This window comes from Methylobacterium nigriterrae, from assembly GCF_037106235.1.
Lineage (GTDB): Bacteria > Pseudomonadota > Alphaproteobacteria > Rhizobiales > Beijerinckiaceae > Methylobacterium > Methylobacterium nigriterrae.
In genome coordinates, this window is sequence record NZ_JBAWTG010000983.1 from 1 (window position 1) to 260 (window position 260).

1 protein-coding gene is annotated in these 260 nt (G+C 37.7%); it reads left to right on the forward strand.

The window, feature by feature from the left end; translation table 11 throughout:
* Window positions 1-260: penicillin-binding transpeptidase domain-containing protein (locus WDW90_RS39955; protein ID WP_336493098.1), on the forward strand; the 260-nt coding region annotated here is incomplete at both ends.

Sequence of the window (260 nt, forward strand, 5' to 3'; positions counted from 1 at the left end):
CCTTTGCAAAACGCTATGATTGCGGCAGCTATTGCAAATAATGGAACATTGATGAAGCCTACTCTTGTTGATTGTGTAAGATCTAGCGATTTGTCAGTATTGTCACAAACTAGACCAACCGTTATGAACCAAGTAATGAGTAGTGACAGTGCATCTAAATTAACTTCTATGATGCAGGCTGTTGTTACAAAAGAAAATCCTAATCTTGCTTTACCTAATATTCATGTTGCGGCTAAAACAGGTACTGCACAGATTGGAAT